Here is a 21,793-nt window from a genome sequence, read left to right as displayed (position 1 = left end):
TCAGGATTCAGTACAGCCTAAATTCCTCGCCCGCCGGCCGGTGCGGCGGGAACCTCACTCCATGACCAGCACTGATCTCGCCCGCCGGCCGGACACGGCCGATGCCACGCCCGAGCCGCATCCTTCGGCCCTGCGCAACCCGGGCTTTCGCCTTCTCATCGGCGCCACCGCGGTGAGCAAGCTCGGCACCGCGGTGAGTTCCCTGGCGATACCGCTGACCGCCGTCCTGGCCCTGCACAGCTCCGCCGGACAGGTCGGCCTGCTGGCGATGCTGAGCACCCTCGCCTTCCTGCTGATCGGCCTGCCCGCCGGAGCCTGGGTGGACCGGATCCGCAAGCGGCCCGTGATGATCACCGCCGACCTGGTCAGGGCCGCGCTCCTCGGGTCGGTGCCGGCCGCTTGGTCGCTCGACTGCCTGACGATCCAACAGCTCTACCTGGTGGTCCTGCTGACGGGCGCGGCCACGGTCTTCTTCGACGTGGCCGCACTGAGCCAACTGCCCGACCTGGTCGGCCGCGACCAGCTCACCCAGGCCAACACCCACCTGGTGACGGTGGACGCCCTCACCCAGATCGGCGGGCGCAGCGCGGGCGGCTTCCTGGTGGCCCTGCTGTCCGCTCCGACGGCGATCGTGGTCGACGCCGCCAGCTACCTGTGGTCGGCGATCCTCCTGCTGCGCATCCGCCGCTCGGAGCCGCGCCCGCAGGACCGGCGCGAAGCATGCCTCAGCGGCGAGATCCGCGAGGGCCTGCGCTTCGTGCTCGGCCACCCGATCCTGCGGGCGATCGCGCTCGCCGGAGCACTGACGAACCTGTCCATCCAGCTGTGCCAGACCATGCTGCCCGTGCTGTTCGCCCATGAACTCGGCCTCTCCAACGGCGTCATCGGCCTGTACTTCGCAGTCGGTGGCCTCGGCGTGTTCATCGGCTCGCAGTCGGCCCGATGGCTGGCCCACCGGTTCGGCGCCGGGCGAGTGCTGTGGCTGATGGGCCTGGCCGTCGCACCGTTCGGCGTCCTGCTGGCGCTGGCCGATCGCGGACCGGCCCTCTGGTTCGCCGGGGCGGCCTGGCTGATCACCACGTGCAAGGTCGGCATCGACAACGTGATCAAGGTCAGCTTCCGCCAGAGCGTGACACCGGACCACTTGCTCGGCCGGATGAACGCCACCATGCGAGTCCTACTGACCGGCTCACTCGCCATCGGCGCCGCCCTGGCCGGCCTACTGGGCGAACTCGCCTCCATCCGAACCGCCCTGTGGCTCGGTGCCGCCGGGCTCGCCACGGTCTGGGTACCGATCTTCTTCTCACCACTGCGCACCCAACACGAACTGCCCGGCCCCGGCGCTCCGCGGTGAACCGATGACCACGACGAAGCGCCGCCCCCAGGCCGATCCGTACGGCGCTCCGACTGTGGGCCAGTCCGTGACCGAGTTCTCGGACGCGCCCTGACACAGGCGGACGTGGCCGCGGGGCAGTGAGTGGACACGGCGGTGGCATCGGGGACAACTCCGTCGGGTCAGCGGGTGAGGTCGCCACCGGCACCGGCGTGATGCACCGGCTGATCGAAGAGATCCAGGCCCGCTGACGCCTGGAGGCCGCCGTCCGCAGCTGCCGGATCAGGTGGTCGAGGCCTTGCTGACACACGGCAGTAGCGATTCGGCAGTGCTCCTGAACGGAACCCGGGTCTCCCCGACGATGCGCCGCCGGATCGCCGAGCATCCCGACCCGACGCCGCCGGACGCGCCGCTGACCAGCAGCGTCTGCCCGGGCCGCACGCCGACCTCCAGTTGCAGGACCTCGGAACCGACAAGACCTCGGCCGGCGGGCTGGTTCCTCGGCGGGATGGAGCTATCTGAGCCGGTCTCCGGTCGCAGGCCCGTCCCTGTGGCGGCCACACAGCGTTCAACGGAATTGAGGAGCATGCCCGGTCCCGCTCGGCGGGCGAGCGGGGCCGGGTTCCTTTGCGGCCGCCGATGGCCGGGCAGGCATCTCAGGCTTCGATGTTCTCCAGGTCGTCGAGCAGGCTCGGGCGCGTCGGCTCCCAGCCGAGGGCGGTGCGAGTGTGACCGCTGGATGCGGGCTGGTCGGTCACGAAGATGGGGCCGAGGGGACCGAAACTCTGCTGCGGCACCGGCCTGACCGGAAGGTGAAGCCGCCGCCCGATGACCGCGGCGATGTCGCGTACCGCATCACCTTCGTCGGCGACGGCGTGCCACGAGCTTCCGGCCGGCGCCTTCTCCAACGCGAGCCGGAACAGGACGGCGGTGTCGAGCGCGTGGACGGCAGGCCAGCGCTGCGCGCCGTCCCCGGGGTAGCCGGCGACGCCGGAGCGGCGGGCGATGTCGGTGAGCAGCCCGGCGAACCCGCCCTGGCCCTGGTTGTGGACGGTGCGCGGCAGCCGTACCGCCGAGCTGCGCACGCCGTGTGAGGCGAGTGCCAGTGCGCGGTTCACCGACCGGCTGCGTCCGCCGACGGGCCCGTCCATTGGCAACGGGTCTTCCTCGGTCGATGCGCGTCCTGCCACGTGGGGCGTGCCGGACACGGTGACGAGCGGCCGATCCGTGCCGACGAGGGTGTCACCGAGCGTCGCGAGCGCGGCGCCTTCTTCGGCGACGCCACGCGCGAGTGCGTCGGGTGAGCTGAAGTCGTTGCTGAAGGCGAGGTGGATGACGCCGTCTGCCTGCTCCGCGCCGGTTCGCAGCACGTCGAGGTCGGTGAGACCCCCGCGGACCACGTCGGCGCCGGCGGCCCGGGCGCGGGCCACGGAGGCATCGGAGCGAGCGAGAGCGGTGACGGAATGGCCCGCGGTGAGTAGTTCGGCGACGACGGCGGAGCCGATCAGGCCGGTTCCGCCGGTGATGAAGACGCGCATGGCAGCTCCAGGAGAGTGATGCGACATGTGTCCCATCACCGTACACCGTGATGCGACAGCTGTCGCATCATCTAGGATGGTCGTATGCCGAGATGGAAGCCGGATGCGAGGCAGCGCCTGGTCGTGGCGGCGCTCAACCTGTTCGCCGAGCAGGGTTATGACGACACGACGGTCACGCAGATCGCTGAGCGCGCCGGGCTCACCCGGAGCACCTTCTTCCGCCACTTCGCGGACAAGCGGGAGATCCTCACCGCGGGACAGACGACGCTCAGCCGCCTGCTGGCCGAGGGCATCGAGGCCGCCCCCGCGGACGCGACACCGCTGACAGCCGTCGCGGCCGGCCTGGAGCGTGCATCGGGCGAGATGACGTCGTTCAATCGCGAGCTCAGCCCGCTGTTGCACGCGGCGATCGAGGCGAACGAGGAGCTGCAGAGGCGTGATGCGCTGAAGAGCATCGGCATGGCTGCGGCGATGGTCGAGGCGTTGAGGCGACGGGATGTCCCGGAACCCGCGGCGCAGGTGGCCGCCGAACTCGGCGTGCTCGCGTTCAGGCTCGGGTACACCCGGTGGGCCGACCCCAGCCGCGACGAGGACCCCGGCGAGCTGGCGACCCTCACGCGAGCCGCATTCGACGAGCTCCGCGCGGCAGCCGCGGAGCTTCGCTAGTGCTCTGACCGCACAGGTTCGCCGGGTTGACGGTGGTCGCGGTGGGATGTGCGCTGACGTCCGATCCGACTACTGGGGGGTGCTGTGGTGGCCGAGCCTGTACCGAGCGCGCCAAGCTCTGGCACACCGCGTTCCCGCCGTCCGATACAACGCATGGTCTCGGTCGTCTCCCAGGAGAGAAGGATCCTCGACTACGGCTTCCCGGCGGGGTGCTGGCCAGAGCGTCTTCCGGGGTCGCGGCGGCGCCGTCCGGGGTGGTGGCACTCTCACCGTGATCCGTGCCGACGGCAACCGGCAGACGTCCGCCGCGGTGAATCAGCGGAGGTGGAACACGCTCGGCTCCGCCGGTAAGCCGCAATCCCCGTCCACTTGGTGGCGCGCTTGCGCGTCCGTACCGCGTGGCGATGTACGGCTGACGGACCGAGTAGGAAATCGGTGGAGTCGGACCCACAGCGGAGCGGTCGGCAGCCCCGCTGACCGTGCGGCGCGGCGACAGCCCTGAGGAACACCTCGCAGAGGCAAGGGGTCAGTTGACCGGCAGTTCGTTGTTCTCCCGTCGGGAGGCTGTGCCGAGCAATGTACGTGCGACGTCTTCCAGGGATCCGAGCAGCGGGTTGGGGTCGTCAGTGCGCGTGACGAGTACGACCTCGCAGGGATCGATGTCGATGACAGGCACCAGGGCGATGTCCTCGCGCACAGCAGCGCGTCGATCGCCGGCAGGGAAGATCGCGACACAGTGGCCGGTGGCGATGAGTTCCAGCTTGTCCTCGTAGCTGTCGTCGATTGCGGGCGGGGGTGGTGCCGGGCGGTCGCCGACCGGCTTGGGCGTGCTCCAGACAACCGGAGTGCTGGCGCAGGTCGCCAGTTCCTCGTCCGACAGAGCCCGCAGGCTGACGGGTTTCTCGTTCGCCAGATGATGACTCGCCGACGTGACGAGTACCCGCGACTCCTCATGGAGCTTGGTCACCCGGAAGCCGTCCGTGGGCAAGGGCAGGGGTCCGTATGCGACGAGGGCGTCGACCCGCCCCTCGGCGAGGGCGTCCGCGTCCCGCCAGTCGAGGTGCCGGGTGCGGACCTGGCCGTCGGGGTGCCGGCGGCGCAGTTCCTGCACACAGGCGGTGATGACCAGTCCTTCGGCGTAGCCGACGGTGATGGTAGGGGGCTGGACGGCGGCTCTGGCCGTGTGAGCGGCCTGCTCGGCCTCTTGGAGCAGCATCCGGGCCCTGGGAAGGAAGGCCCGACCGGCGCCGGTGAGGCTGCTGCCCTGCGGCGAGCGGTCGAAAAGCCGGACACCGAGCTGAGCTTCCAGTCGCTGGATCTGGCGGCTCAGCGACGGCTGCGCCAGGTGCAGCCTGGTGGCGGCCCGGCCGAAGTTGCCGTACTCGGCCACGACCGTGAAATAGCGCACGAGCCGTAGATCAACGTCCATTCGCCCAGGGTACGTCGCGCGCCGCCATGCGCCTGGGACATGACGGCATGCGGAACAGGTCTTGGACATGGTGTGCGGGTGGGTATTTGGCTGGAGGGCATGACCACTTATGACGGCAAGAAGATCGTGATCACGGGCGGAAGCAGCGGTATCGGCCTGGCTACGGCCCGGTTGTTCGCGGACGGTGGGGCGCACGTACTGATCACCGGCCGCACCGGATCCACCCTGGACGCCGCGTTGGAGCAGCTGGGGAACAAGGCGATCGCCGTCCGTAGCGACGCCGCGTCCCTGCAGGACATCAAGGCGCTGGCCGGCACGGTCCAGGAGCGGTTCGGCGCGGTGGACGCGCTGTTCGTCAACGCCGGCGTCACTGCGTCCGCGCCGTTCGACTCGACGACGGAGGAGATGTACGACGAGCTGTTCGGCATCAACGTCAAGGGCCCGTACTTCACAGTGCAGGCGTTGGCGCCGCTGTTGCGCGAGGGAAGCGGCGTGGTCCTCACCACGTCGGTGGTGAATGTCCTGGGCCTCGACGCGCTCAGTGTCTACTCGGCGAGCAAAGCAGCCCTGCGGTCGATGACGCGCACCCTGGCCCGCGAGCTGCTTCCGCGCAAGGTGCGCGTCAATGCCGTGAGCCCCGGCCCGATCGACTCGGGCATCCTGGACCGCTCCTTGCTGCCTGCCGACGTCGTCGAGGCGGCGAAGGACACCTACCGGAGCACCAACCCGATGCGGCGGCTGGGGACGTCCGAGGAAGTGGCCGCCGCAGTGGCGTACTTGGCGTTCGATGCGACCTTCTCGACGGGAACGGAGTTCCCCGTCGACGGAGGGGCTTCGCAACTCTAGGTGCTCTGACCGCACAGGTTCGCCGGGGCGGAAGGTGCCGGATCGGCGCGGCCGGTCCGCGCTGCACCAGGTCCTCGATCCGGGCGGCGCCGGCCGGGAGGGCCGCCAGCATCTCGGTGACGGCCTGGTTCTCCTCGGCGGCTTCATCCACGAAATACCCGCAGGTCGCATAGGGCGACACAGGTTTTCGGCACGCACAGGCTCCACACCCGGCCACAGGTGTTTGCTGGTTCAGCGCCCGTACGCCTCGCGGCAGATCTCGACCAGGCTCGGCGGCAGGCCGACCTTGCCGCTCTCCGCGCAGACGTCGACCGGCACCGCCGGCTGCAGGTCGGCGGGCGGCGGCTGCTCGGCGGGTCGGGTGGGCCGGAGCGGCGGCCGAGGGGACACGCCGGCCAGGGGCCGTGCAGGCCCCGGCCGGGACGGGACGGCTGGGACTGCCGGCCGTCCGGGCGGGTGAACAAGGGGCTCGTCGGAGGCCGCGCCATCGGGCTCCCGGTCCTGCTCCGGCGGCCGGCCGGACGGCTGGGCTGGGGAGGGCTCCGGGGCCCGGGCGGCGGAAGGACGGACGGGCACGGCGCTCGGTGTCTCGACCAGAAGCTGCAGCACCGGGGCAGCGGCGAGCTCCACCCGCTCGGCGGCGGGCGCGGGCCGGGGCCGGTCCTCGGCCGTCGGCTCCACCGCGCCGCAGGACAGAATCCCTGCGACCGCCACCACCGCGCACCGGCGCGCAGCCCGGCCGGTCAACAGGGCGGCGGTCCGTGATCGCGCGGCAGGTCGGTCGACGGCGGCGTGCCCGGCGAGCGCCCAGCACGCGCGGGCGTTGATGATCGCCGGCCGAACAGCGCCGGCGCCGGTGAAGGCCCACGCCGCAGCCGTCCGTTCGTAGAGGTCGGCGGCACTCCGGTGGTCCCCGGCGCGGTGGGCCAGATAGGCCCGGACCTCCTGAACGGCCGGAGCGCTGAAGTGGTCGGCACCCTCAGTGTCCAGTACCGCCTGATGCAGCTCGGCGGCGAGCCGTCCAGCCTCGGCGAGCTCGCCGCCGACAGCCGCCTCCCTGATCCGGCGCCAGGCCGTGGAGCGCTCGGGCGAGAGCACCCCCGCGTCGGCACCGATCAGACACAACGGCACCGACACGGCCGTAGCGGGTCCTTCCGTACGGGCCATCCGGACCACCTCCCTTCACGGAGCAACGATGGCAGGGCAGAGCGCCGGGAGGCCGCAGCGCCACGGGTGTTCACCGGCTGCGACCCGGTACCTCGCAGGATCTCGGGCGGCTGCCGGCCCGGGCTGTCTCCACGCCGGGCCCGACCAGAAGGGGCGGTGACGTCGCCGGGCCCGGTGGAGGGCTCCCGGCCGGTCAAGGGCTTCGATCCGGCGCCTCCGGAGGTGCCGGACGCGCACCCGCTCGCCCAGGACCGGGAGCGGGTGGGCGAGTTGGTGACCGAGGCGTGACTGGCACCGTCCGCTCACCGGAACCGCTCCTACCGGCCGCAGGCCGACCCGTGTCCCCGCACTGCACCCCGGCCGCGTGGCTCCTTCCTATCTCGGGCACCCTGCGACCGGGCCGTCAGGCCAGGCACCGGCGTCGGCCTTGGGCCGGCCAGCGTCCTGGGGGCGGGGGCGGTGACGCTCTTGCATCTTCGTCGGGTTTCCGACAGGCGGGAAGTCGCCGGCACCTCTTGCATCTTGAAGCTCTGGGCGGTGTCGGGGCTCGGGCCGGTGGCTTCGTTCACGTGCAGCGGCCATGTGTGGACAGCGGATTGGACAGCGCTTGGCGATCTTGAATGCTGCGGATGTCCGCGAGAAGCGAAGCCGCTGGATGGTGATGGCCTTCCGCCCGGAGGACCGTCGAGTCGGAGCCCACAGGGGTCGGCCGACCTTCGTCCGCCCCTTGCTCGCGTCTGGTGTCGCGGTAGGGATAGCCACAGGACAGATACGCCCGCTGGCCGGACTGTGGCACGAGGGTGACCGTACGTAACGTCGGTGGCATGAAACCCACAAACCAGACAGGCAGATTACGGTCCGTGCTTCGTCGGCTGAACGCCGGGGCAGCCCTGGCCGTCCTGGCCGCTGCGACCGTGACGACGGGGGCCGCATCGGCGGACACGGTGCACCCGAGCGATCGTGGACGGTTGGTTTCCGCTCACCAGACGACCACCCTGGCCACGAAGGAGGACGTCGCCGCAGCACTGGTCGCCGCTAGGTACGACGCGAGCACAGTCCAGTTCGGAGTGGACGCCTACCGGCTGGTGTACCGAACCGTGGACCCCAGCGGTCGGCCGATCATCGCCAGCGGGCTGTTGGTGCTGCCCCGCGGCGGCGAACACGACTTGCGGACGGTGTCATTCACCCACGGCACAACCAGTTACCGGTTCGACGCCCCCTCCTCCATGGTCAAGGCGGGGTTCGTGTCCTCGCCCGCCCTCACGTACGCGTCCGCCGGGTTCGCCGCTGTCGCCCCGGACTACATCGGTCTGGGCACCGGCCCGGGACTCCACCCCTGGATGGATGTGCCGTCGGAGACGACCGCCTCCCTGGACATGCTCCGGGCAGCCCGTACCTTCGTTCCGAGTACGGGCCGTGCGCTGGGCCACGACGTGCTGGTCACCGGGTTCTCCCAGGGTGCCTCGGCGGCGATGGGACTCGCGCGGACACTCCAGGCCGGCGACGACCGGTGGTTCCGGCTCCAGGCCGTCGCGCCGGTGAGCGGCGCCTACGACTTCCGGTACGCCGAGCTGCCAGCACTGCTCGACGGTTCTCTCGAACCGAAATCAAGTGTGCTGTACTCGGCATACCTTCTGGTTGCATGGAACCGGCTGCACCATCTGTACGACTCCCCGGGCGAGGTCTTCCAGGCGCCGTACGACAGTACGATCGAGGCACTGTTCGATGGTTCGCACGCCGGCGCGCAACTCTTCGCCGGCACGCCCGACACCATCGACGCACTGCTCACCCCACACGGCTTCGAGATGCTGCGTCACCCGACCGGCCGCCTGGCCAAGGCACTCCGGGTAGCCGACAGCACTTGCGACTGGGCACCACGCGTCCCGGTCCGCCTGTACGTGGCCGACGCGGACGAGCAGGCGGCCAACGCCAACACCGACCGTTGCGAGGCCACGTTGCGGTCGCACGGAGTGAACGCGGCAGTCGTCAACCTCGGTACCCCGGACTTCGCCGGTTCCAGGCACCTTGGCTCCAACGTCGCCGGCACGGCGGCCATCGTGCGCTGGTTCAGCCAACTGCCTTGAGAACCGTCGGCCCGTCCCCGCTCGCGGGACGGGCCGACTACCGACGAGTCAGCCACGATCCAGGGACGCCCCGTCAAAAGCACGTGCGGCAGGGCGGTCAGCAGGCGGCGGCATGAGTACGGCGGAGCCTTGGGGGTCGTGGCCCCAGGTGCGGACGCCGAGGTCCATCTCGTCGCACAGTTCACCGTCCGGGCCGGTGGAGACCTGGCCGGGCTGGATGACGATGCGGGGCGCGGTGGCGGGGTCGTCGGCGACGGTGTACGGCTCCGGGCCGCGTACCACCGCGATGTCGCCGGGCCGCAGGCGCACGGCCGGTTCGGCGTCGGGCACCACCCATGCCCCGCCGCTGACCAGGTACATCAGCGTCAACGGCGCGCGGTCGGCGATCCGCAGCGACCAGGGCGGGCTGAGGATCGAGCGCAGCAGGAAGGCGCCGCGTGCGCGAGGGCCGTCCAGCAGGGTCGCCAGTGGATCCATGCGCTCAGCCTAGGACTGGACGATCGCGTATGGCGATGAGCTTTTCGCCGATGGTCCGGCACCGGGCCGTGCGGCTGTACTGACAGGCATGACACCGGATCCGCGAGCCACCGTCCCCCTTTACCCGCACACGCGCCGTCAGGTAGGAGTCCCGGTTGGGCCGTCCTTGATGATGCTGGTCTGCGCGGACATGTGGAACCCCCTGCGCAGGCGACGGCTGGAGCGCGTCGGGCGGTGCAGGTTTCCGGTACACCGGCCGGAGTCACGTGGCACCGGTACCGGCCCGGCCGCGGAGGCAAGGCGGCCGGCGTCCGCAAAGGCGGACAAATCGCCTGCGGCGACGAGAAGTTCGGCGCCCGGAATCGGGCCGATGCCCGGCATGGACTCGATGATGTGTGCCTGCGGATGGGCGCGGAAGGTCTCCTTGATGTGCCTGTCCAAGTCGTTGATGCGCTCGTCCAGCGCCAGCAGCAGCGCGGACGCGGTGCCGGACAGATCGATGGCCCGGTCCACCACGTCCGCCATTGCCAGCGCCTCGGCGATGGCCTCCAGGATCGAGGCCTCGTCGTTGTTGATCTTCCTCGACCAGAGCTGGAACCCGGACTCGCCCACGGCCGCCGCCCAGTGGTGGCCCTTTCCTGCGTCGGTGCCCACCCAGATCCGAGCCCGTTGCTCCGTCATCCCGCACTCCTCACGCCGAACCAGCACGCTTCGGCCCGGGAGGAACACCCCGCCGTCAGCTCCGTAAACAGCGACTCCCGCCCGCTGACCGACTGCCGGTTGTCTCAGCGTCAGGGGCGGAGTGTCTCGATGTTGGGCTCGAATCCATAAGCCGCCAGTGCTGACCAGCGGATTCATGCGGGCCGTACCACGCCCCCGCGTACCAGCGGTTGCCCAGGCGATGGTGAGCGCTGGTAGGAGGTACAGAAGGGCATGGCCCTGGTCCTGGTCGAGGACCAGGGCTTGCGTGGTCCGGACCCGGCGTGCGTCAGGCAGGGTGGCCCGCCCACACGGCGGGGGTCCGCTGCGCCCAGGGTGCGGCGCGCTCCAGCTGTCCGGCGAGGCGGAAGAGGAGATCCTCACGTCCGTATCCTGCGGCGAACTGGATGCCGATGGGTAGTCCGGTGGCGGGGTCGGTCTCCAGGGGGACGGACATGGCGGGGGTGCCCGCGATGTTGAACGCGGCGGTGAAGGGCGAGCGGTGGAAGAGCTGCTTCAGCCAGCCGAGACCGTCGGCGCCATTCGCGCCCTCGGCGTATGTGCCCAGTGGGACTGGCAGTTCGGGCAGGGTCGGGGTGAGCAGCAGGTCGTGGTCGGTGAAGTACCGGCCGATCGCGCGGCTGACGCTGTTGCGCATCGCGAGCGCGCGGACGAACTGGGCGCCGCTGACCTGCTGTCCGTAGGCGTAGCTGGCGAGGATCTCGGGTTCGACGGTGGTGGAGTCGACGGGCCGCCCGAAGGCCGCAGCGAAGTCGTCGATCCACGTCACCAGGTTGGTGCTCCACAGGCGGGCGTTGGCCAGGACGAACTCGTCCCAGCCGATGCCGAGGTCGAGGTGGACCTCCTCCACCCGGTGACCCAGGGACTCGGCGAGCCGTGCGGAGCGGAGGGTGGCGTCGTCGACGGTGCCGTCGACGGCCCGTCCGCCCCACGGCCGGGTGAGGAGACCGATCCGCAGGGAACCGGGGGCGCGGGTGACCTCCTGCGAGTAGGGTCGCTCGGGCAACTGGGCGACGTACGGGTCACCGGCCTCGGGGCCGTGGACGAGGTCCAGCAGCGCGGCGCTGTCGCGGACCGAGCGGCTGAGGGCGCCGTGGACGGCGAGCCCGTTGAAGACCTCGTCCGCGTCGGGGCCCATCGGTATCCGGCCGCGGGTCGGCTTCAGCCCGAACAGACCGTTGGCGGCGGCGGGGACACGGATGGAGCCCGCCGCGTCGGTGGCGTGCGCGATCGGGACGATGCCTGCGGCGACGGCGGATCCCGAGCCGCCGCTGGAGCCGCCGGGGCTGCGGGTCGGATCCCACGGGTTGCGGGTGGCGCCGTACAGGAGGCCTTCGGTGGTGGTGCTGTAGGCGAACTCCGGAGTCGCCGTGCGGCCGAGGGTCACCAGCCCGGCGCGACGGAAGCGCGCCATTAGCGAGGAGTCGGCGTCGGCGACGTTTCCGGCGGCGAGGCGGCTGCCCAGCTCCGTGCGCCGGCCGGCCATCGCGACGGCGAGGTCCTTGATCAGGAACGGCACCCCCGCCAGTGGCGTGCTGCCCGGAGCCGGCGTGTCCTGTGCGGGCCAGGTCTCGACGACGGCGTTGATCCGCGGATTCACGGCCTCGGACGCCAAACGGGCGGTCGAGGCGAGTTCGGCGGCGGTCACGTGGCCGCGGGCCACCAGGTCGGCCAGGCCGACGCCGTCGTAGGTCACGTACTCGGAGAGCTTCATCGCGTCCGTCCAGGGATTGGTACCGGCTGTATGAGACTGATCGGTATCTTATGAGACCGAACGGTATCGTGCGGGACTGGTCGGTACCGTAACATCGATGTCAGGCGGCGCGAAGCCCCGCCCGACCGACGAGGGGCCGCATGACGAACACGGACAGAGCCGGTAGGCAGAGCAGGGTGGCCACACTGCCGCCCCGGGAGCGGATCCTCGACGCGGCGGAGGAGCTCTTCGCCCGCGAGGGGATCAAGGCCGTGGGCGTGCAGGCGATCGCCGACCGGGCCGGGACCACCAAGATGGCGCTCTACCGCCACTTCGCGACCAAGGACGCACTGGTCGAGGAATGGCTGCGCATCCTGGCTGCCGATTACACCGCCGCCTTCGACCGGCTGGCGGACGAACACCCCGGCGAGCCCCGGGCGCAGATCCTCGGGATCGCCCGCTTCATCGCCGACGATCTTCCCGGGATCTCCCACCGGGGGTGCCCGTTCATCAACTCCGTGGCGGAACTGCCCGACCGCACCCACCCGGCGCGCCGGCTGATCGAAGCCCACAAGGCCGGCCAGCTGCGCCGCCTCACCGACCTGTGCACCCGGGCCGGACTGCCCGACCCGGACGAGGCGGCCGCAGAGCTCACCTTCGTCCTCGAAGGAGCCCAGGTGAGCACCCAGAACGGGAGCGTCGAGCACGCGGGCGAGCGGCTCATGAGGATCGTCGGTGCCCTCCTGGACCGGCACCCGGCCCCCGGGGTCGCCCGGTGAGGGGTCGCGCCGCGGGGCGGAGGGATCGGGTTGTAGGCCACCAGAGGCCGGGCCCGAGATCCGGTAGGAAAGGGCACGCTGCGCCTGACCGGGCCCCGAACCGCCGGCGTCCCCGCAGACGTGGGTGACGGAGGGGCGTGTGACGTCGTTGGGTAGGGCGGTACATTCAAGTCGCGTACTCGGGCGTCATGGCGGATGCCAGGGTGAGGCGTACGGCGGCCTCCTCCGTCCTGCCCTGCCGGGCCAGGGTTCGGCCGAGCAGGAGTCGGTAGCGGGTTGGTGTCGGTGTTCTAGGCGGTTCGGATGGCCTGGTCGCAGCGCGGGCAGGTCCGGCTGCGTAGTTCGGGTGGCCACCAGTGTCGGTCGGGTTCGGTCGGCTGCCACGAGTTCCTGACCATCTCGGCGGTGTCGAGGCCGCAGGCGGTGACCGGGCCGGGGCTGCTCGGCAGGTCCGGGTCGGACGTGGCCGCGTGCACGACCACCAGGTCGGGCGAGCCGGGGTTCTCCAGGACGACGATCACGTTCATCGTTCCAGCCTCGGTGTACCGCAGCCGTGACGCACCCGCTCGTACGGCCAACCGGAGGGATGCGGGAGGTCATGACCTGCTTCTGATTGAGAACGCCAAATGGCCTTGATCACCGATTTGTCTGGACCACTCGCCCCGACTGCCGCGCGGACCGGACGGACGACGGCCACTCCGCCAGATGGTGACTGTGAGTGCACACCACTCGTGAAGACCCCGCCGGATCGCCGGCCACGCCACCGGCCCGGCCAGAACACCGGAAATAGCCGACCGAAGCATGACCCCTGATCGCAGCGGCATGCACAGGCAGGAGCTCGACGGCCGAGCCCGGAGGCCAGACCGCCGGCAGCCGTACGTGAACAGCATGCGAGTCACAGCGGCTGCCGCCAGTTGCGGTAGGCGTGCGGGGGCCTGGCGAAGCCGCTGTCGCTGAACGGGTTCGGCAGCGTGCCGCCGAGGGTGCCGAGGAGGAAGTCGCCGAAGCCCGCATCGAAGCGGACCCAGCGTTCCTCCCCGTGGAGGGGCTGGCGCTTGAAGACGACGACGTCCCAGCTGTCCGGGTCCCGGGCGTCGCAGAGCCAGAAGACCACGTCGCCATTGGCGCTGCTCGCGAAGGGGAGAAGCCTCCCCTTCTCCAGGTCCTCCGGGGCGGTGCCAGTGGGGGCCGTCGGCTCCTCCCTCGGGTCGAAGTCCAGTCCGTCGACGAGGTCGCCGTACGGGGAACCGGCCACCGGCGGCGTGCTGACGCCGAGGTACTCGTCCAGCTCGCCGCCACCGTAGAGCGTGACGAAGTCGCGGTAGTCGGCGGGCAGGCGCAGGCCAGTGCTCCGTGCCAGCTCGTCCCAGTCGACGGTGTCGCCCAGGGCGCTCGGCTCCCCGAGCAGAGCTGAGAGGCGGGTGATGGCCGGGTGGACCATGGCGGTGTCCTTAAGAATTGACGTCAGAGTCGAAGCGGATGACACCACCCGGTACTGCCAGGATGTCCAACATCTCACTGTTCCCACCGAAGCCGGCAGACGACCCCGCCCAGCGCACTTGCACACGGTGGGGACCTACCGGTCGTTCACCGACGAGTCCGACGGCATGTGGCACGTGGTCGTCCCGCTGTCCCGGCTGCTGGTCCGGCACGGGCGGGGCGACGAGGCGATCGAGGTGGTGCGCACCCTCGCGGACCGGCCCGGTGGCGCGGAGGACCGGATCGTCCGCACGCTGTGCGACCTGTACGCCGACCACGGCCGGGCCCACGAGGGCCTGGCCTACCTCGACGCCCTCAAGGAACGCCGTGGCGGCGCCGAGGACTGGGACTTCTTCCGGATGCGGCTTTCGCTCATGGCCGGCTGCGGTCTGGTCGACGAAGCGATCGAGCGGGCACGGGCGCATCCCCAAGGCGACACCTGGCATGAGCGCGCGTACGGACACGGCATAGGCCGCAGTGACGGCGGTGGGCTGCCCCAGGTGCTTGGCCGCAGCACGGCTTGGATCTTGGCGGCCTTGTCGGGGATGTTGCGTCGGCGGGCGTTTGAGGGCCGCGCCGATCTGCGTGGTCGTCAGCTTCGCGGCGGCCGCCGGATCAGGCGCCTTGGCCAGCAGCTCCAGGGTGTCACGGGCGTCCAGGTCGTCGAACGCCTCCAGGGCGGCGGGGAAGTAGTCGAGCAGGGCGTCTTGAGGCTGCCTGACGGTGTGAGTCAGGGACGTTGAAGCTGTTCGAGCAGTGCGCGAGGCAGGCGGGCCAAGGGCGAGGGCCGGCTGGGCCGGCTGACCTCTGCCGATGACGACCTCGCGGCCACTCACTGTGTCCGTCGTCTTCAGCCGACCAGTCGCTTGCGCCAGTGCAGTGGCGTGACGTCGATCGCGCGCCCCGGGTCGCCGTTCCAGTCGACCGACAGCCCGGCTTGCTCCAGTGCCGCGACGACCTGCCGCCCCACGGATGCCGTGGTCTGCTCCGAGTCGTCGAAGCCACCGAAGTACAGCGTCAGCCCGTTCCCGAGCACCGCATCGGCTGTACCGCCAGAGTGGAAGAAGACGAATCCGCGTGAGCCGGGAGACGCCTCGGCCCCGATCTCGGCCAGACCGCAGGAGCGACAGCAGGTGAAGTGCTCCCGCGCCACGATGTCCGCATCCGCCAGGGCGGCGAACGCCCTGGCCAGCTTGTCCGGGTCGGTCTCCGCAGGCCAGACCTCCTGCTCCCGGACGCGCTGGGACCACATCCGGTCCACGAGCGTCGCCAGTTGATCCCGTAGCACCGGCTGGTGCTTCCCGGGTGTCAGGTACTCCTCGGCGATCTCGGCCAGGTCGCCCCGGGTCGTGTAGCCCTCCGCGAGCGCCAGCTCCATCCGCCCCACGAGCTCCTCGCGCTCGTCTCCGGGCAGCTGAAGCTCGGACGGCGGGTCCACCAGGCCGTCGTGATCCATCAGGGCAGCGAGGTCGACAACCCCTCGGTACACGGGGCGGGCCGATATGAGGTGGGGTGTCAGGCCCGCCTCGCGCGCGGCGTCGTAGAGCTGCTGCTCGTGGAAGAGGCGGTACCGTTCCTCGTCGTCCCGCAGCCCGGCCACGGCACGCAGACGGGGATCGGCGTCCCGGGGCAGATCCTGCAGCATCGTGCTGATGGCACGACCGTTCTCGATGCGATGGCGCCGACGCGTGCACGGCGCGCCGCGCAGCAGTCCAGGAGTCCTGACGCCGTCCGGAACTTCGACGATCATCAGGGCCTCCAACAGCGGTCGCACCACGCGTTCGGCGTCCTCAGGCGCAAGCGGGCACAGCCCCGCCAGGCGGGTTGGCCTCGGGGTCCATACCCAAGGCAGCGGCGACGAACTTGGGATCCATCGTGTTCACGAGGTCGACCAGGTGGGTGCCGCGGACCATCCGGGATGGGTATCCACAGTCGTCAAGTACATGGGAAAGATAGGCAGTTGATGCCGAAAGTCGGCACGGATTCCGTAAAGTCCATCGCGCTTCCGTGGCTGGGTGACGCTCCGTCATGTCGACGTGGATGCCTGATGCTGTCGGAGCGCGGTGAGCGCGCGACTGGCTATCTCGTCGGGTGTGCCGACAGCGTGGACCGTGACGAGGCGCCCTTGCCTTCCGTAGTGCTGGATGATGGGTTTCACCATCGCGTCGTAATTGCTGAACCGACCGCGGATGGTCCTCTCTTCGTCATCCTCGCGTTGATAGAGCTCACCGCCGCGGACGTTGCAGGCACCATCGACTCGGCAAAGGCGACGGGCGGACTGGTGGCGGACGCGGCCCTCCATCTCCTGCTCGGGAAGATACAGGCGCAACACGCTGTTCAGGGGCGTGCCGAGTTCGTGGAGCAGCTCGTCCAGAGCAAGCGCCTGGGCGGCGTTGAGAGGGTGCCGGTCGAGAAGGAAACCTGCGAGGGCCACCTGGCACAGGTGGTCGCGGACGATCGCATTGATGATCTCGTCCGGGAGTGGCCTGCCCGAGTTCATGATCTCGGCGGATCGGAACCCCAGATTGGTGCCGGTGGTTGCAAGATGGCGATGCGCATCGAGCTCGTCGCCATCAGTGGCAGATCCAGTAGCTGTCGCGGATCGGGTGCATGTATTGCTCACCGGTCGAGCGAGTCACCACGACACCGCCGTCCTCGTAGGGGATCCGGTCGCCCGCCGCGACGAACACCGGTCCGTTCAATTCGACCTGAAAGTCGGCGTGGAGCAGGAACTCGCTGAGCAACAGCATGCGCGGCACTGGGGTAACCCCATCGGTATTCAAGCGCACGGCCCAAGCATCCCGCAGGGGCCGGTGCCGCCGCGACTGGTTTCGGTCTGTCAGCGACGGCTGATCACCTTCCGGAAGCACCCGGGAGATCGTCAAGGTGAACACACTGACCTGACAAGGAATTGGCGAGGTGGAAGTCGCGGACAGAGACGGCGTCGGGGTCGCCGTTGGCGCGCTGGAGGGTTTCGGCGGCGGTCCAGATGCCGATGCCGGGCACCGTCATCAGGCGCGCATGGGCGTCGGGGCCGCTCACCCAGGGCCCCGCCGGAGCCGCGTCTCGGCGTTGTGCTCTCCAGGTGGTGAACTGGCCGGTGCCTGCCGGGTCCGGTAGCGCGGTCAGGTTCATGGGCACATCTGCTGCCGGGCCCATCGCATGCCACAGATCACTCCAGCGTGTCTGGGTCAGAACTTCAGCAGGACTGGGCAAGGCCTCGGGAGCGAAGGCAGCGTCGTTCGTCGTTCGTCACGCGCGGTTGTCTCCGCCCCTGCTGACATCGCCGGGGGCGAGGAGGGGGTCCCTCGCCTGCCTGACAACCTCTGACGGCGTCTCGGCCGCGATTAACGAGACTCTGCCGGCCAGCTCCGAAGCCGTGATCCGCATCGCCTGCCCACTCGCTTCAACGCCTTCTGGCGAAAAACTGGCGATACGCCCTTCGGAACTGCCACCCACTCGACGCTGCGCTGCTGGTGCAGGCCCTTGCACCTCCGCTGGCGACCTTCGGCGCAATCGTGGTGCGGTTTCGCCCATATGTCTGACCAGCGGAAAAATGCCCGTCTCTCGGGAAAGACAGCGGCTTCTCAGACACGCCTCAGGTAGTTGTTTAGGTATTTCTCATCTTCGTGTCCGACCTTTGGGTGGGGCGTCCTGGTGCCGAAATCGGATGGGGCGACGATGGGGTGGGATTTTGGCTGTGGCCAAGGCAGATATGGGCCCTGAGATGGGGCGGGCGGGGACGGGTGGGGATGTCTCGGTTGCGTGACAGGTGGTTCGGCCGGATGACTCTGCGTGGTCGGCTGGCGTCATTTACGGCTGTGGCTGTGTCACTGGCTGTGGTGCTGTGTGCGGTGACCGGCTGGTTCGTGGCCCGCGGGGAGATGACCGCTCAAGTCGATCAGACTCTGGCGCGCGCATGGGAACCAAGTGTCCATGCGTCGCCCCAGGCCGAGATCAGAGCGATGAACGACTGGTGCCGCGGGGTCGTCACTCAACCGTGGATGACGAGGGACACCATTCCCACGGTGATCTTCGCGGACGGGACGTCCTGTCCGCCGAACGACTCCCGGTCCGTGAAAGTCACGGATGACGATCTGCCGGTGGCGAGCAGCGGGACAAGGGGGACAGGCGCGCACTCCTACTTCCGCGACGGACAGCTCGCCAACGGTGACGCCGTGCGTGTGTATGTGGTCAGCTACGGACCTGTCGTGTCCAACGGCGAGTTCACCACTGCAGCCGTCGCGCTATCCCAGCCCCTGCGCCCGGTCCACGACGCACTGCTCGGACTCGCCCTGATCACAACCATCACAGCCGCACTGATGATCGCGGCCTCGGCTTTCGGCGCACTGTGGCTCGCGCGTACAGCCCTGCAGCCCGTCGACCGACTCACCCAGGCGGCAGAGAACATCGCACGCACCCAGGAGCCGGGCACGACCATCGACGTGGCCGGCAGTGACGAGATTGCCCGCCTCGGCCAGGCCTTCAACGCCATGAGTACCGCCCTCGCCCATTCCCGCGACAGCCAGTCGCAGCTAATCGCCGACGCCGGCCACGAGCTGCGCACCCCGCTGACGTCCCTGCGCACCAACATCGATCTACTGGTCCGCAGCGAGGAGACCGGGCGGGCACTGCCCGAGGGCATGCGCCCAAAGCTCTTCGCCAACCTGAAGGCTCAGATGGTGGAGCTGTCTACCCTCATCGGCGATCTGCTGGTCCTCTCCCGCCCCCTGCCAGCCGCGGGGACCGCTCCTCTCGCCGCGCTGGGGCTGCACGACATCGTCTCCCGTGCGCTGGACCGTGCAAGGCTGCGCGGACCCTCTCTGGTGTTCAACGTCGATCTGCAGCCCTGGTACGTACGGGCGGATACGCACACCATGGAGCGGGCCGTGGTCAACCTCCTCGACAACGCGGTGAAGTTCAGCCCGGTCGACGGCGCCGTCGATGTTTCGCTGACCTCCGGCGTTCTCACGGTTCGCGACCACGGACCGGGCATCGCGCCCGAAGACATGCCGCACGTGTTCGACCGGTTCTGGCGCGCGCCGTCCGCGAGGCAGTTGCCCGGCTCCGGCCTGGGCCTGGCGATCGTCGCACAGGCGATCCGCAACGCCGGCGGCGAGGTGTCACTCACCCCCGCGGTACCCGGGCCAGATGGCACGACGGGCGGTGCGGTGGCCACCGTAACGCTGCCGGGCTCGCCGACACCTCCGCCCTGATCGCCGCGTTCAACCGCAAGGACGACCTCCACCCCGGGCGCCGAAGCCCTCACGCTCGCCCGGGTGCTGATCATCTCCCCGATGATGATGACTGAGCTCGACCACCTCCTCACCCGCCGGGCCGGGGAGGCTGAGGCGGTCAACGCCATCACGAGGTCGGGCGCACTCGCCAGGCAAGGCTTCGTCATGCTTCCGCCGACCGACCGCCGCCTGTACGCCGACGCCGAGCAGCGCGGCTGCTGTCCGCCAACCCCGCCGACGCCCTCACCCTGCTGCGCCTGGCACTGGACACCCCACAGCCGCCGAACGCCTGGGCGGCCTGGCGGCCGGTACCTGGACCCTCGGCCGGTACAGGTGGGAGGGTACCGAGCTGCTGAGCCACTTCCGGACCGGCGAGTGAGCAATTGTCAAGACTTGTGGATGCAGCGACAGTGGACCGGACGACAGCGGCATGGGCTGGGTTCGTCGGTGTCAGGGAGAGCCCTCTCGCATACGATCGACAGATGCATAACACCGTCGTACTGCATGCGGCCGCGATGCCGACCGCTCCCGCCCTCCTGCTTCGTCCCTGGTGCATGGAGGACGTTCCCGCGCTGGTAGAGGTGTTCCAGGATCCGGTGTTGCGCCGCTGGACGAACTCCGTCGTGAAGGACGATGCCGACGCGATGCGGTGGGTTCAGACCGAGCGGCGGGGCTGGGCGACGGGAGGCCGGTTCGGCTTCGCGGTCCTCGAAACGTACCCCGGTTCATCGCACGGGCAGTTGGTGGGCAACGTTGTCCTCAAGGAGGCGTCCCCCGGCAAACCGTCCGCGGAGGTGGGCTATTGGACCGCGGCGCACGCCCGTGGAAAGGGTGTGGCGCCGCGGGCTCTGGAGGCTCTCACCGGCTGGGCCTTCGACACCCTGGGGCCCGATGGGCTGAAGCAACTCGAACTCCTGCATCAGGTGGACAACCCGGCCTCGTGCCGGGTGGCGGAGAAGAGCCGGTACGACTTCGACAGAGTCCTTGCCGCGGCGCCGCCCACCTTCCCTCGCGACGGCCATCTGCACATACGACGCAGGGACACCGTCGAGTAGTCGGCGAGACTTCTGAACGAGGGCCGATCTGCCGCTGCCAGCCGATGGGCTTGAGTCTCCAGTAGGGGGAGACGCAAAGCTGAGGGCATGGACGGCGACACGCTCTATTCGATCGGTGACCTGGCTCGGCGGACCGGGCTGACGGTACTGGCGCAGAGCACTTGTTCCGGAGCCGTCGTATTCCGGTGCCAGATGGTCCCCTGGCCCTTCCATACGGCCCTGGCGGTACGAATTCGCTAGTCGTGGCCTGGGCCGTACGGAATGCTGGAAGCGTGATCGAGCGAGAGGCCGCGGTTCGGGCTGTAGAGGAGCAACTGGAGCGTGTCTACCAGAACCAACGGGCTGCGGGCGTGAACGCACTGCGCATGGCTGTGGTGGACGTTGAGGAGCACGAGCTGGTATGGATCGTTCACTGGACGTCCGAGGAGTTCGTGCGCACTCGGAATCCGGAGTTCATGCTGGGAGGCAACGGGCCGTACCTTGTCGACCGTGTCGACGGAGGCCTACACGGGATCGGCGTCGTCTCCGCGGTGACCGGCGCGTGGGAGGACGACTACCGGGCCCGGATACGGGGGCTACCGGTGCGTACCGCCGTGGATGATCTACACGATGCGACACGCGACATCGCCGCTACACATGGGCGCCTGCACGGTGTGCGGGCCATTCGTCAGAGCCTGCCGGTCCTGTCTCCTGCCGAGGCCATCGAGTACGTGCGCGCTTTGCTGAACGGTGATGCCCCGGCGCACCTCGTGGCCGTCGCTACCAAGGAACTCGTAGAGCCCCTCAATCCGGTACTCGCTGTCGGAACCATTCGGATGGGTTCGCTCGGCCAAGCCGACTGACTGCGACAGCCGGCCGAAGCTGGTCTTCAGCCCGTCCTGGGTTCTTCCGGACCGGATGACGGGAGAGCACCAGCATCATCGCTGCGAGGTCAAGCGCTGGGAGATCGGTCGGGCTGCTGAGGGAGATCCTCACCTTCGGCGTCTACCGCCCCGGCACCGCCTGCTCGCGAGCCTTCGGGGCTTGCTTGAGCCGTGTGCGGTGAAAGCTGCTTGCACGGTTCTGAGGGGGCGGGGACGCAGCAATGCGTCCCCGCTACCCGACTCATTACTGACCTCGGCGCTTCAAGGTGATGGCGGTGGGAGGTCGAGGGAGAGTCCGGCCCCGGTGAGGAAGCCGTCGAGGACGTCGGAGCGGTATTGCAATCGCTTGAGGCGGTTGCGGACAACAGCCTCCAGCTGGTCAAGGGCGACATTGGCGAGGTTCGCCAGACTGCGTTTGACGTGGGCC

General features: G+C 69.5%; 22 protein-coding genes and 2 pseudogenes. 10 read left to right on the top strand and 14 right to left on the bottom strand.

What is annotated here, in order from left to right:
• Positions 1-61 precede the first annotated feature (61 nt).
• The gene (locus ACIRYZ_RS37245) at positions 62-1,354 is read left to right on the top strand and encodes an MFS transporter (protein WP_402952836.1); all 1,293 of its coding nucleotides are present in this window, start codon (positions 62-64) and stop codon (positions 1,352-1,354) included.
• Between the two features lie 261 nt (positions 1,355-1,615).
• On the opposite strand, the gene ACIRYZ_RS37240 is transcribed toward ACIRYZ_RS37245, so the two are convergent.
• Both ACIRYZ_RS37240 and ACIRYZ_RS37235 read right to left on the bottom strand, forming a co-directional pair.
• Positions 1,616-1,921, bottom strand: a complete 306-nt coding sequence (locus ACIRYZ_RS37240) for a hypothetical protein (protein ID WP_402952894.1) — start codon at positions 1,919-1,921, stop codon at positions 1,616-1,618.
• Positions 1,922-1,989: 68 nt separating this feature from the next.
• Entirely contained in the window at positions 1,990-2,871 is an 882-nt protein-coding gene (locus tag ACIRYZ_RS37235) for an SDR family oxidoreductase (protein ID WP_402952834.1), read from the bottom strand.
• A gap of 84 nt (positions 2,872-2,955) precedes the next feature.
• Between ACIRYZ_RS37235 and ACIRYZ_RS37230 the strand changes: the two genes are divergently transcribed.
• Positions 2,956-3,537, top strand: a complete 582-nt coding sequence (locus tag ACIRYZ_RS37230; protein WP_402952832.1) for a TetR/AcrR family transcriptional regulator — start codon at positions 2,956-2,958, stop codon at positions 3,535-3,537.
• Positions 3,538-4,063: 526 nt separating this feature from the next.
• Here ACIRYZ_RS37230 and ACIRYZ_RS37225 read toward each other — a convergent pair.
• Entirely contained in the window at positions 4,064-4,966 is a 903-nt protein-coding gene (locus ACIRYZ_RS37225; protein ID WP_402952890.1) for a LysR family transcriptional regulator, read from the bottom strand.
• Between the two features lie 99 nt (positions 4,967-5,065).
• Here ACIRYZ_RS37225 and ACIRYZ_RS37220 point away from each other — a divergent pair, with 99 nt between their 5' ends.
• Positions 5,066-5,812, top strand: coding sequence for an SDR family oxidoreductase (locus tag ACIRYZ_RS37220; RefSeq protein WP_402952831.1), 747 nt, complete (start codon positions 5,066-5,068; stop codon positions 5,810-5,812).
• 231 nt (positions 5,813-6,043) lie between these two features.
• On the opposite strand, the gene ACIRYZ_RS37215 is transcribed toward ACIRYZ_RS37220, so the two are convergent.
• Complete coding sequence (locus ACIRYZ_RS37215; RefSeq protein ID WP_402952829.1) at positions 6,044-6,979, bottom strand: hypothetical protein; 936 nt, start codon at positions 6,977-6,979, stop codon at positions 6,044-6,046.
• Positions 6,980-7,135: 156 nt separating this feature from the next.
• Here ACIRYZ_RS37215 and ACIRYZ_RS37210 point away from each other — a divergent pair, with 156 nt between their 5' ends.
• Together ACIRYZ_RS37210 and ACIRYZ_RS37205 are read left to right on the top strand one after the other, a co-directional pair.
• Positions 7,136-7,267, top strand: a complete 132-nt coding sequence (locus ACIRYZ_RS37210) for a hypothetical protein (RefSeq protein ID WP_402952827.1) — start codon at positions 7,136-7,138, stop codon at positions 7,265-7,267.
• A gap of 536 nt (positions 7,268-7,803) precedes the next feature.
• The gene (locus tag ACIRYZ_RS37205; protein ID WP_402952825.1) at positions 7,804-9,063 is read left to right on the top strand and encodes an alpha/beta hydrolase family protein; all 1,260 of its coding nucleotides are present in this window, start codon (positions 7,804-7,806) and stop codon (positions 9,061-9,063) included.
• 48 nt (positions 9,064-9,111) lie between these two features.
• Here ACIRYZ_RS37205 and ACIRYZ_RS37200 read toward each other — a convergent pair whose 3' ends face one another.
• From ACIRYZ_RS37200 to ACIRYZ_RS37190, 3 genes and pseudogenes are all read right to left on the bottom strand, one after another.
• Complete coding sequence (locus ACIRYZ_RS37200) at positions 9,112-9,540, bottom strand: cupin domain-containing protein (protein ID WP_402952823.1); 429 nt, start codon at positions 9,538-9,540, stop codon at positions 9,112-9,114.
• A gap of 156 nt (positions 9,541-9,696) precedes the next feature.
• A pseudogene (locus ACIRYZ_RS37195) lies at positions 9,697-10,221 on the bottom strand (transposase); the annotation flags it as partial.
• 307 nt (positions 10,222-10,528) lie between these two features.
• Positions 10,529-11,974, bottom strand: a complete 1,446-nt coding sequence (locus tag ACIRYZ_RS37190) for an amidase (RefSeq protein ID WP_402952822.1) — start codon at positions 11,972-11,974, stop codon at positions 10,529-10,531.
• Between the two features lie 140 nt (positions 11,975-12,114).
• Here ACIRYZ_RS37190 and ACIRYZ_RS37185 point away from each other — a divergent pair, with 140 nt between their 5' ends.
• Positions 12,115-12,732: a TetR/AcrR family transcriptional regulator gene (locus ACIRYZ_RS37185; protein ID WP_402952821.1), complete on the top strand. Its 618-nt coding sequence runs from the start codon at positions 12,115-12,117 to the stop codon at positions 12,730-12,732.
• Between the two features lie 290 nt (positions 12,733-13,022).
• On the opposite strand, the gene ACIRYZ_RS37180 is transcribed toward ACIRYZ_RS37185, so the two are convergent.
• Positions 13,023-13,259, bottom strand: coding sequence for a hypothetical protein (locus ACIRYZ_RS37180; protein WP_402952820.1), 237 nt, complete (start codon positions 13,257-13,259; stop codon positions 13,023-13,025).
• Between the two features lie 368 nt (positions 13,260-13,627).
• Positions 13,628-14,173 carry an SMI1/KNR4 family protein gene (locus ACIRYZ_RS37175; RefSeq protein ID WP_402952819.1) on the bottom strand — a complete coding sequence of 182 codons (546 nt, stop codon included), beginning with the start codon at positions 14,171-14,173 and terminating at the stop codon, positions 13,628-13,630.
• Positions 14,174-14,339: 166 nt separating this feature from the next.
• On the opposite strand from ACIRYZ_RS37175, the gene ACIRYZ_RS37170 reads away from it, so the two are divergent.
• On the top strand, positions 14,340-14,954 hold the full coding sequence (locus ACIRYZ_RS37170) for a hypothetical protein (RefSeq protein ID WP_402952817.1): 615 nt from the start codon (positions 14,340-14,342) through the stop codon (positions 14,952-14,954).
• A gap of 107 nt (positions 14,955-15,061) precedes the next feature.
• On the opposite strand, the gene ACIRYZ_RS37165 is transcribed toward ACIRYZ_RS37170, so the two are convergent.
• From ACIRYZ_RS37165 to ACIRYZ_RS37150, 4 genes are all read right to left on the bottom strand, one after another.
• Positions 15,062-15,988 (bottom strand): DUF6891 domain-containing protein, encoded by a 927-nt coding sequence (locus ACIRYZ_RS37165; RefSeq protein WP_402952815.1) that lies wholly within the window; start codon positions 15,986-15,988, stop codon positions 15,062-15,064.
• Positions 15,989-16,237: 249 nt separating this feature from the next.
• Positions 16,238-16,834, bottom strand: a complete 597-nt coding sequence (locus tag ACIRYZ_RS37160; RefSeq protein ID WP_402952813.1) for an adenylate kinase family protein — start codon at positions 16,832-16,834, stop codon at positions 16,238-16,240.
• Complete coding sequence (locus tag ACIRYZ_RS37155) at positions 16,785-16,961, bottom strand: hypothetical protein (RefSeq protein WP_402952811.1); 177 nt, start codon at positions 16,959-16,961, stop codon at positions 16,785-16,787. Before ACIRYZ_RS37155 ends, ACIRYZ_RS37160 begins: the two co-directional genes overlap by 50 nt.
• Before the next feature lie 103 nt (positions 16,962-17,064).
• On the bottom strand, positions 17,065-17,346 hold the full coding sequence (locus tag ACIRYZ_RS37150; protein WP_402952810.1) for a hypothetical protein: 282 nt from the start codon (positions 17,344-17,346) through the stop codon (positions 17,065-17,067).
• Positions 17,347-18,038: 692 nt separating this feature from the next.
• Between ACIRYZ_RS37150 and ACIRYZ_RS37145 the strand changes: the two genes are divergently transcribed.
• The 3 genes from ACIRYZ_RS37145 to ACIRYZ_RS37135 all read left to right on the top strand — a co-directional run bounded on the left by ACIRYZ_RS37145 (position 18,039) and on the right by ACIRYZ_RS37135 (position 21,345).
• Positions 18,039-19,427, top strand: coding sequence for a sensor histidine kinase (locus ACIRYZ_RS37145; RefSeq protein WP_402952808.1), 1,389 nt, complete (start codon positions 18,039-18,041; stop codon positions 19,425-19,427).
• Positions 19,428-19,930: 503 nt separating this feature from the next.
• Positions 19,931-20,503 (top strand): GNAT family N-acetyltransferase, encoded by a 573-nt coding sequence (locus ACIRYZ_RS37140; protein ID WP_402952806.1) that lies wholly within the window; start codon positions 19,931-19,933, stop codon positions 20,501-20,503.
• 272 nt (positions 20,504-20,775) lie between these two features.
• Complete coding sequence (locus ACIRYZ_RS37135) at positions 20,776-21,345, top strand: YrhB domain-containing protein (RefSeq protein ID WP_402952805.1); 570 nt, start codon at positions 20,776-20,778, stop codon at positions 21,343-21,345.
• A 282-nt stretch (positions 21,346-21,627) separates the two neighbouring features.
• Here the strand turns inward: ACIRYZ_RS37135 and ACIRYZ_RS37130 are convergent.
• Positions 21,628-21,793 (bottom strand): annotated as a pseudogene (locus tag ACIRYZ_RS37130) (IS630 family transposase); the annotation flags it as partial.

The sequence above is a fragment of the Kitasatospora sp. NPDC101155 genome, assembly GCF_044768305.1.
In the GTDB taxonomy this organism is placed as follows: domain Bacteria; phylum Actinomycetota; class Actinomycetes; order Streptomycetales; family Streptomycetaceae; genus Kitasatospora.
The sequence above is the reverse complement of the archived record's forward strand: the minus strand, read 5'-3'. Positions and strand labels throughout refer to the sequence as shown.

Bases quoted from the DNA above. Each gene is read 5' to 3' on its own strand.
- ACIRYZ_RS37230 (WP_402952832.1), top strand. From the start codon at position 2,956: ATGCCGAGATGGAAGCCGGATGCGAGGCAGCGCCTGGTCGTGGCGGCG.
- ACIRYZ_RS37190 (WP_402952822.1), bottom strand. From the start codon at position 11,974: ATGAAGCTCTCCGAGTACGTGACCTACGACGGCGTCGGCCTGGCCGAC.
- ACIRYZ_RS37240 (WP_402952894.1), bottom strand. From the start codon at position 1,921: ATGCTCCTCAATTCCGTTGAACGCTGTGTGGCCGCCACAGGGACGGGC.
- ACIRYZ_RS37150 (WP_402952810.1), bottom strand. From the start codon at position 17,346: ATGAACCTGACCGCGCTACCGGACCCGGCAGGCACCGGCCAGTTCACC.
- ACIRYZ_RS37235 (WP_402952834.1), bottom strand. From the start codon at position 2,871: ATGCGCGTCTTCATCACCGGCGGAACCGGCCTGATCGGCTCCGCCGTC.
- ACIRYZ_RS37205 (WP_402952825.1), top strand. From the start codon at position 7,804: ATGAAACCCACAAACCAGACAGGCAGATTACGGTCCGTGCTTCGTCGG.
- ACIRYZ_RS37155 (WP_402952811.1), bottom strand. From the start codon at position 16,961: ATGCTGTTGCTCAGCGAGTTCCTGCTCCACGCCGACTTTCAGGTCGAA.
- ACIRYZ_RS37180 (WP_402952820.1), bottom strand. From the start codon at position 13,259: ATGAACGTGATCGTCGTCCTGGAGAACCCCGGCTCGCCCGACCTGGTG.
- ACIRYZ_RS37175 (WP_402952819.1), bottom strand. From the start codon at position 14,173: ATGGTCCACCCGGCCATCACCCGCCTCTCAGCTCTGCTCGGGGAGCCG.
- ACIRYZ_RS37245 (WP_402952836.1), top strand. From the start codon at position 62: ATGACCAGCACTGATCTCGCCCGCCGGCCGGACACGGCCGATGCCACG.
- ACIRYZ_RS37215 (WP_402952829.1), bottom strand. From the start codon at position 6,979: ATGGCCCGTACGGAAGGACCCGCTACGGCCGTGTCGGTGCCGTTGTGT.
- ACIRYZ_RS37185 (WP_402952821.1), top strand. From the start codon at position 12,115: ATGACGAACACGGACAGAGCCGGTAGGCAGAGCAGGGTGGCCACACTG.
- ACIRYZ_RS37200 (WP_402952823.1), bottom strand. From the start codon at position 9,540: ATGGATCCACTGGCGACCCTGCTGGACGGCCCTCGCGCACGCGGCGCC.
- ACIRYZ_RS37220 (WP_402952831.1), top strand. From the start codon at position 5,066: ATGACCACTTATGACGGCAAGAAGATCGTGATCACGGGCGGAAGCAGC.
- ACIRYZ_RS37225 (WP_402952890.1), bottom strand. From the start codon at position 4,966: ATGGACGTTGATCTACGGCTCGTGCGCTATTTCACGGTCGTGGCCGAG.
- ACIRYZ_RS37170 (WP_402952817.1), top strand. From the start codon at position 14,340: ATGTGGCACGTGGTCGTCCCGCTGTCCCGGCTGCTGGTCCGGCACGGG.
- ACIRYZ_RS37140 (WP_402952806.1), top strand. From the start codon at position 19,931: ATGCATAACACCGTCGTACTGCATGCGGCCGCGATGCCGACCGCTCCC.